Annotated in this window: 6 protein-coding genes; 2 read left to right on the top strand and 4 right to left on the bottom strand. The window is 43.1% G+C overall.

The window, feature by feature from the left end; translation table 11 throughout:
* Together argJ and argC are read right to left on the bottom strand one after the other, a co-directional pair.
* A partial coding sequence (gene argJ, locus AB5Z12_RS11505; protein WP_368368662.1) for a bifunctional ornithine acetyltransferase/N-acetylglutamate synthase occupies positions 1–856 on the bottom strand: 856 nt, incomplete at its 3' end.
* Between the two features lie 100 nt (positions 857–956).
* A complete protein-coding gene (gene argC, locus AB5Z12_RS11500) occupies positions 957–1997 on the bottom strand; it encodes an N-acetyl-gamma-glutamyl-phosphate reductase (protein WP_148461744.1) in 1041 nt (346 codons plus the stop codon).
* Between the two features lie 445 nt (positions 1998–2442).
* Here argC and AB5Z12_RS11495 point away from each other — a divergent pair, with 445 nt between their 5' ends.
* Positions 2443–3678: an argininosuccinate synthase gene (locus AB5Z12_RS11495; RefSeq protein WP_173716156.1), complete on the top strand. Its 1236-nt coding sequence runs from the start codon at positions 2443–2445 to the stop codon at positions 3676–3678.
* 117 nt (positions 3679–3795) lie between these two features.
* Here the strand turns inward: AB5Z12_RS11495 and AB5Z12_RS11490 are convergent, their stop codons facing one another.
* The gene (locus AB5Z12_RS11490; protein WP_179962533.1) at positions 3796–4935 is read right to left on the bottom strand and encodes an AI-2E family transporter; all 1140 of its coding nucleotides are present in this window, start codon (positions 4933–4935) and stop codon (positions 3796–3798) included.
* 270 nt (positions 4936–5205) lie between these two features.
* The gene (locus AB5Z12_RS11485) at positions 5206–5331 is read right to left on the bottom strand and encodes a DUF6783 domain-containing protein (protein ID WP_368356910.1); all 126 of its coding nucleotides are present in this window, start codon (positions 5329–5331) and stop codon (positions 5206–5208) included.
* A 3-nt stretch (positions 5332–5334) separates the two neighbouring features.
* Here AB5Z12_RS11485 and ilvB point away from each other — a divergent pair, with 3 nt between their 5' ends.
* Complete coding sequence (gene ilvB / locus AB5Z12_RS11480; RefSeq protein ID WP_173716158.1) at positions 5335–7053, top strand: biosynthetic-type acetolactate synthase large subunit; 1719 nt, start codon at positions 5335–5337, stop codon at positions 7051–7053.
* The last annotated feature ends 19 nt before the right edge of the window (positions 7054–7072 follow it).

Raw genomic sequence — 7072 nt, 5'->3', positions numbered from 1 at the left:
TTTTCACTTCAAAAAGTGCAGTCGCGCCCTCTCCGTCACCTGCAATTTTCTTTGATAAACAGGTATTAATATAATTCAAAGCCTCCATAAATTTATCAAAATCAGCACCCTCTTCTGTGATCTCAGGGTTGCCTGCCATGCCGTTTGCAAGGAGCAGAACAGTGTCATTTGTGGAAGTATCGCCATCTACAGAAACCATATTAAAGGTATCTTTAATATTTGCACTTAGTGCTTTTTGAAGCATTTCCTTGGAAATTGCAGCATCTGTTGTGACAAATCCAAGCATGGTACACATATTAGGATGGATCATTCCGGATCCCTTGCACATACCGCCAACTGTTACTGTTTTTCCACCAATTTCGATCTGTACAGCAACCTCTTTTTTTACGGTATCTGTAGTCATGATAGCCTTGGCTGCCTCTGTTCCGGCCTCTAAAGAACCGTCAAGCTTCGGAGCCATAGCCTTTACACCATTTACAATTCTGTCAATCGGAATCTGCATTCCAATCACGCCTGTAGATGCAACCAGCACGCTATCTGCAGGGATTCCAAGTATCTCAGAAGCTGCATCAGCAGTCGCCTTACAATAGCCATATCCTTCTGCTCCGGTACATGCATTTGCAATACCGCTGTTGCAGATCACAGCCTGTGCAGATGGGTGATTATAGACCACATTCTGATCCCATTTTACAGGAGCTGCCTTCACCACATTTGTTGTAAAAGTGCCAGCTGCAACACATGGAACTTCACTGTAAACCATGGCCATATCTGTACGGCCTTTGTATTTAATTTCTGCTGCTGCCGCAGCTGCTTTAAACCCCTTTGCTGCGGTAACACCACCTGTAATTATTTCCATATTGATACTCCTCCTTTGCCCGATCAAGCAAATTATATGTTTATTTTTCAATGTAACTCAGTCCTGAAATCAGGCCCGGAGCCTGTCTCCAATTTCACTTTTACGGATACATCGGAACCTGTAATAATCCTTCCGCTTCATCAAACCCAAACATCAGATTCATATTCTGAACTGCCTGTCCGGCAGCACCTTTTACCAGGTTGTCAATAGCTCCCATCATGATGATTCTGTGGGTTCTCGGATCGATCTTGAAATTCACATCCACGTAATTACTGCCCTCTACCCACTTTGTCTGCGGACACACATCCTTATCCAGAACCCTCACAAATGTCTCATTCTCATAGCATGCATCATAAGCAGCTTTTACTTCTTCGTAGGTCACATCCTTTGTCAGGGAAGCGTATGCTGTAACCAGAATGCCTCTGTTCATTGGAACAAGATGCGGGGTAAAATTAATGGTCACTTCCTGTCCGCAGGCATATCCTAACTGATCTTCGATCTCTGGTGTATGTCTGTGTGTGGCAACACCGTAAGCCTTGATATTTTCATTTACTTCACAATAAAGATTATCAACCTTAGCCCCTCTTCCAGCCCCCGTCGTTCCGGATTTAGCATCAATAATAATCGTGTTCGGATCAATCATTCCAGCCTTTAACAATGGGTAAATAGAAAGTGTAGAACAAGTTGGATAGCATCCCGGATTCGCGATCAGACGAGCTTTTTTGATGTCCTCACGGTTAATCTCACATAATCCGTACACAGCTTCATCAATAAACTGAGGGGATTTGTGCTCAATTCCGTACCATTTTTCATATTTCTTCACATCTTTAATACGGAAGTCTGCACTTAAATCAATTACTTTCGCTCTGGAAAGGATTCCCTCATTTACAAGAGAAGCACACAGCCCCTGCGGTGTTGCAGTGAAAATCACATCAACCTCATCTGCCAGAGCTTCCATGTTATCGTCCATACATTTTGCATCTACCAGCTTAAAAAAGTTCTGATAAATTCCTGCATATTTTTTATCAATGTAGCTTCTGGATCCATACCATGCTACTTCCACATTTTTATGTCCCAGAAGGAGACGTACAATTTCATTTCCCGCATAACCGGTTGCTCCAATAATTCCAGCTTTTATCATTTTAGTGTCCTCCATTATTATGGTGTCAAAAGCATGCTTTTTCAAACAGGCTCTGGAACTCATACTTGTTACTCTGTTCACTGGCAACAATGTCCGTTTTGTGAACGGAGTGAACAGTAACATGTGCTTTATAAACAATGATGAATGAATTATACATCTTCTTTGCATATTATGCAATAGTCATTTTTTCCTTATTTTCCATTCAATCTATCTTTTTTTGTGCATTTCAACGCGTATTTACCTATTATATTATGCATTTTTATGCAAAGTTTTTATAAATTTTTTCAAATTTACTATTGCATATTTATGAGTATTGTTGTATATTATTCTTTGTGAATAACGTACAGAACGTAAGAGCCGTTATCACGATGAATATTTATTCAAAATTTAATATGCTTTATAACCCTATCTGTTTCAGAGGGATAAAAGAAAAGAGGTAAATATTATGAAAGAAAAAGTTGTACTTGCATATTCAGGCGGACTTGATACCACAGCATTGATTCCGTGGCTGAAAGAAACATTTGATTATGATGTTGTCTGCTGCTGCGTTAACTGCGGACAGGGAAATGAGCTGGACGGACTTGAGGAAAGAGCAAAGCTTTCCGGAGCTTCCAAATTATATATTGAGGATATCGTAGATGACTTCTGCGACAACTATATTATGCCGTGTGTTGAGGCAGGTGCTGTATATGAGCACAAATATCTTCTTGGTACTTCCATGGCACGTCCTGCTATTGCCAAGAAACTGGTTGAGATCGCAAGAAAAGAGAACGCTGTTGCAATCTGTCACGGCGCAACTGGTAAAGGAAATGACCAGATCCGTTTTGAGCTTGGAATCAAAGCTCTTGCACCAGACATCAAGATCATTGCTCCATGGCGTATGACAGACGTTTGGACCATGCAGTCCCGTGAAGACGAGATCGCGTTCTGCCAGGCTCATGGTATCAACCTTCCATTCGATGCAAAACACAGCTACAGCCGTGACCGTAACCTGTGGCACATCAGCCATGAGGGACTTGAACTTGAGGATCCGGCGCAGGCTCCAAACTATGATGATATGTTAGTACTCAGCGTAACACCTAAGAAAGCTCCGGATAAAGAGACCGAAATCACCATGACATTTGAGGCAGGTGTTCCAAAGACCTTAAATGGAAAGGCAATGAAAGTTTCCGAGATCATCACAGAACTGAACAAGCTTGGCGGCGAGAACGGAATCGGCATTATCGATATCGTTGAGAACCGTGTTGTAGGTATGAAATCCCGTGGTGTTTATGAGACTCCTGGTGGAACAATCCTTATGGAAGCACATGAACAGCTTGAGGAGCTGATCCTTGATCGTGAAACTCTGGAAACCAAGAAGAAACTTGGCAGCCAGCTGGCTCAGGTTGTTTACGAAGGAAAATGGTTCACACCACTTCGTGAGGCAATCCAGGCATTCGTAGAGTCCACACAGAAATATGTAACTGGTGAAGTAAAATTCAAACTTTATAAAGGCAACATCATCAAAGCAGGAACCACTTCTCCATACAGCCTTTACAATGAATCTCTTGCTTCCTTCACAACAGGTGATATGTACGATCACCACGATGCAGACGGATTCATCACTCTGTTTGGTCTGCCGCTGAAAGTTCGTGCAATGAAGCTTGCAGAAGTAGAAAGTCAGAAACAGACCAACGACTGATCTTCATAAAATAAGCAAAAAATATCTCCGGAAGTTCTTAATCCTCCCGGAGATGTTTTTTGCAGCTTTTCACTTTATGTAAATCAATTATTTTTCCAGCGCTTATTAAAAATTTGGTCAACTGATTTTTACCTTCTTCTGCTCCAGCCTCTCAGACACCCATTCCTTAAACAATGTATAAATTACAGACACCAACGGAATAAAAATCAGCATTCCCACAATTCCCATAAGATTTCCGCCCAGAGTCACTGCAACCAGTACCCAGATTGCCGGCAGTCCCACAGAGTTTCCAACTACGTGAGGATAGATCAGATTTCCCTCAATCTGCTGCAGGATCAAGAACAATATAAGAAATGCCAAAGCTTTCAGAGGACTTACCATCAAAATCAGGAAAAATCCCACCCAGCATCCAATAATTCCGCCAAACACAGGAATCAGCGCCGTAAAACTGATCAGCACTCCGATCAGCATTGCATATGGAAATCTTCCGATCGTCATGGAAACAAAGAACATGCTTCCCAGGATCACCGCCTCTATGCACTGCCCGGTAATAAAGCTTGAAAACACCTTACTTGCCAGTGTACAAACATGTCCCAGATATTCCACTGTTTTCACAGGTAAGATCGCATAAGCCGCTTTCAGGACCTGCCTGCCCAGCTTCTCTTTCTGAAGGAGCACATAACAGGAAAACACAAAACCAATTGCAAAATTCATAGCCATACTCACCAGTCCCATAGTCACGGTAATAGTGGAGGATACCAGATTGTCCGCCCCACTTCTCAAAACGCTCACAATAGAATCAATAATTTTCTGCGGATCAATTTCTATGGTAGATGCCCATTTCACAATTTCAGAATCACTCTGGAAGGTATCTGTCAGCCATTTCTGAACTAACGGAATATCTTCTTCCACCTTTTTCACAACATTTACCAGAGTTCTTCCAAGCTCCGGTGCCACAATCAGTACTACAACGAGAATCGCCAGCACCACCAGAACAATGGAAAAGATCAGGCTCACCGGTCTTGCAAATTTTGCTGCTGCACGTCCCCTCCTGTTTTCTTTTTCCTTTGCTTTTCCAAAAACATGCCGCTCAATAAATGCCATAGGTACATTCAGCACAAACGCCATAGCTCCACCCAACACAAATGGCAGAAGAAGTCCCCACACAATTTTCACATACTTCAGCACCACATCCAGATTCTGCACTCCCAGATACAGAAGCACTGAAAAAGCGATCAGCCACCTTATCTTTTTCATATTTTCCTTATTTAGTTCCACTATTTTCAACCTCCTCCTTTCTTTCTCAGTACACTTTTGTTCTGCATATCTTACCACAAAATCCACTTTTTGACCAGTTATCCCTTTCTTTTTCCCACCTCTTTTAATTCAACGTGTTACTGTTCCCTCCGTGACCAGTAACACGCTTCGCGATGCAAAAGAATCATGCTTTGCATGATTTCGCGCCGCAATTCTCTGGTTTTCTGTGAACTTTATTGACACTTTTCCACGTTAACGCTATAATATTGATTAAATATCGTTTGCTCTAGAGCGTGTTTGAAAAAGGCTTTCTGCAAGATGTGCGTCACAACTTGTGGAAGATTTTTTTATAATTATATTGTGGGTTTTTCCCCGGCGAAAAGGAGGTATCTTCACTAAATGAAACAGATATCAGGCAATAAGCTGCTGGTAAAAGCACTGAAAGAAGAAGATGTTGAGTACGTTTTCGGTTATCCCGGAGCATGTACCATTGATATCAGCGATGAATTATACAAACAGGATGATGTCACCGTAATCCTTCCACGTCACGAGCAGGCACTGGTTCACGCAGCCGATGCTTACGCACGTACCACTGGAAAAGTTGGCGTATGTCTTGTAACAAGCGGTCCTGGTGCTACCAACCTTGTCACAGGCCTTGCTACAGCCAATTACGACAGCGTTCCTCTGGTGTGCTTCACCGGTCAGGTAGCACGTCATCTGATTGGAAACGATGCATTCCAGGAAGTTGATATTGTAGGAATTACCCGCAGTATTACCAAGTATGGAGTCACTGTACGCAACCGTGAAGATCTTGGACGTATCATCAAGGAAGCCTTCTATATTGCACGTACCGGACGCCCTGGACCGGTTCTCATTGACCTGCCCAAGGATGTAATGGCTGAACTGGGCAGTGCAGAATATCCAAAGAGCGTAAATATCCGCGGCTACAAGCCAAACACCAGTGTCCACATCGGACAGCTGAAACGTGCGATCAAAACACTTTCCAAGGCAAAGAAGCCTCTCTTCCTGGCAGGCGGCGGAATCAATATTTCCCATGCCAATAAGGTATTCCAGGAAGTAGTGGAAAAGACCGGTGTTCCGGTTGTAACTACTATTATGGGACGAGGTGCAATTCCTACCAACCATCCGCTTTTTATCGGAAACCTTGGCATGCACGGTGCCTATGCAGCCAATATGGCTGTAAGCAACTGTGACGTACTTTTTTCCATTGGAACACGTTTTAACGACCGAATCACAGGAAAGCTTCATGAATTTGCCCCTAATGCCCAGATTATCCATATTGACATTGACACGGCCTCTATTTCCAGAAACATCCAGGTAGATATTCCAATCGTTGCAGATGCAAAAGATGCCCTTGCAAAAATGTCCGAATACGTTTCCGACTATGCCAGCAAAAAATGGAACAGTGAGATAAACAGCTGGAAGCAGGAACATCCTCTTGTAATGCGTCCAAATGACAGATTAAGTCCGGTTGACATCATTAACCAGATCAACTGCCAGTTTGAAGAAGCCATCATTGTCACGGATGTCGGACAACACCAGATGCTGGTTTCCCAGTATGCTGAGATCACACCAGGCAAGCAGCTTGTTATGTCCGGGGGCCTTGGTACCATGGGATACGGTTTTCCTGGTGGTGTAGGAGCAAAGATCGGTAATCTGGACAAACCGGTTATCGTTATTTCCGGCGACGGTGGAATGCAGATGAATATTCAGGAATTTGCCACAGCTGTTCTGGAAGAGCTCCCACTGATTCTTTGTGTATTTAATAACGAATATCTTGGTATGGTTCGTCAGTGGCAGAAGCTTTTCTATGGCAAACGCTACAGCATGACCAATCTTCGCTCCGGTGCCCTTTCCCGCCGTACAAATGGCGAGGAATACCCGAAATATACACCGGATTTTGTAAAGCTGGCAGAAAGCTACGGTGCCAAAGGGATCCGGGTTTTCAATAAAAATGAGGTTGCCGCAGCCTTTGAAGAAGCAAAGAAAAATACCAAAGTTCCGACCCTGATCGAGTTCATCATTGATCCTGAAGAAATGGTTTATCCGATGGTAAAGCCTGGCGGAACACTGGAAGATTTAATTATGGATTGTTAATTAACAGGAGGTTTATCCA

Source organism: Ruminococcus sp. RTP21358st1_G6_RTP21358_211008, assembly GCF_040908885.1.
Lineage (GTDB): Bacteria > Bacillota > Clostridia > Lachnospirales > Lachnospiraceae > Blautia_A > Blautia_A faecis.
The sequence above is the reverse complement of the archived record's forward strand: the minus strand, read 5'-3'. Positions and strand labels throughout refer to the sequence as shown.

Excerpts from the sequence above, each read along its gene's own strand:
- argC (WP_148461744.1), bottom strand. The coding sequence starts at position 1,997 with ATGATAAAAGCTGGAATTATTGGAGCAACCGGTTATGCGGGAAATGAA.
- AB5Z12_RS11495 (WP_173716156.1), top strand. The coding sequence starts at position 2,443 with ATGAAAGAAAAAGTTGTACTTGCATATTCAGGCGGACTTGATACCACA.
- AB5Z12_RS11490 (WP_179962533.1), bottom strand. The coding sequence starts at position 4,935 with ATGAAAAAGATAAGGTGGCTGATCGCTTTTTCAGTGCTTCTGTATCTG.
- ilvB (WP_173716158.1), top strand. The coding sequence starts at position 5,335 with ATGAAACAGATATCAGGCAATAAGCTGCTGGTAAAAGCACTGAAAGAA.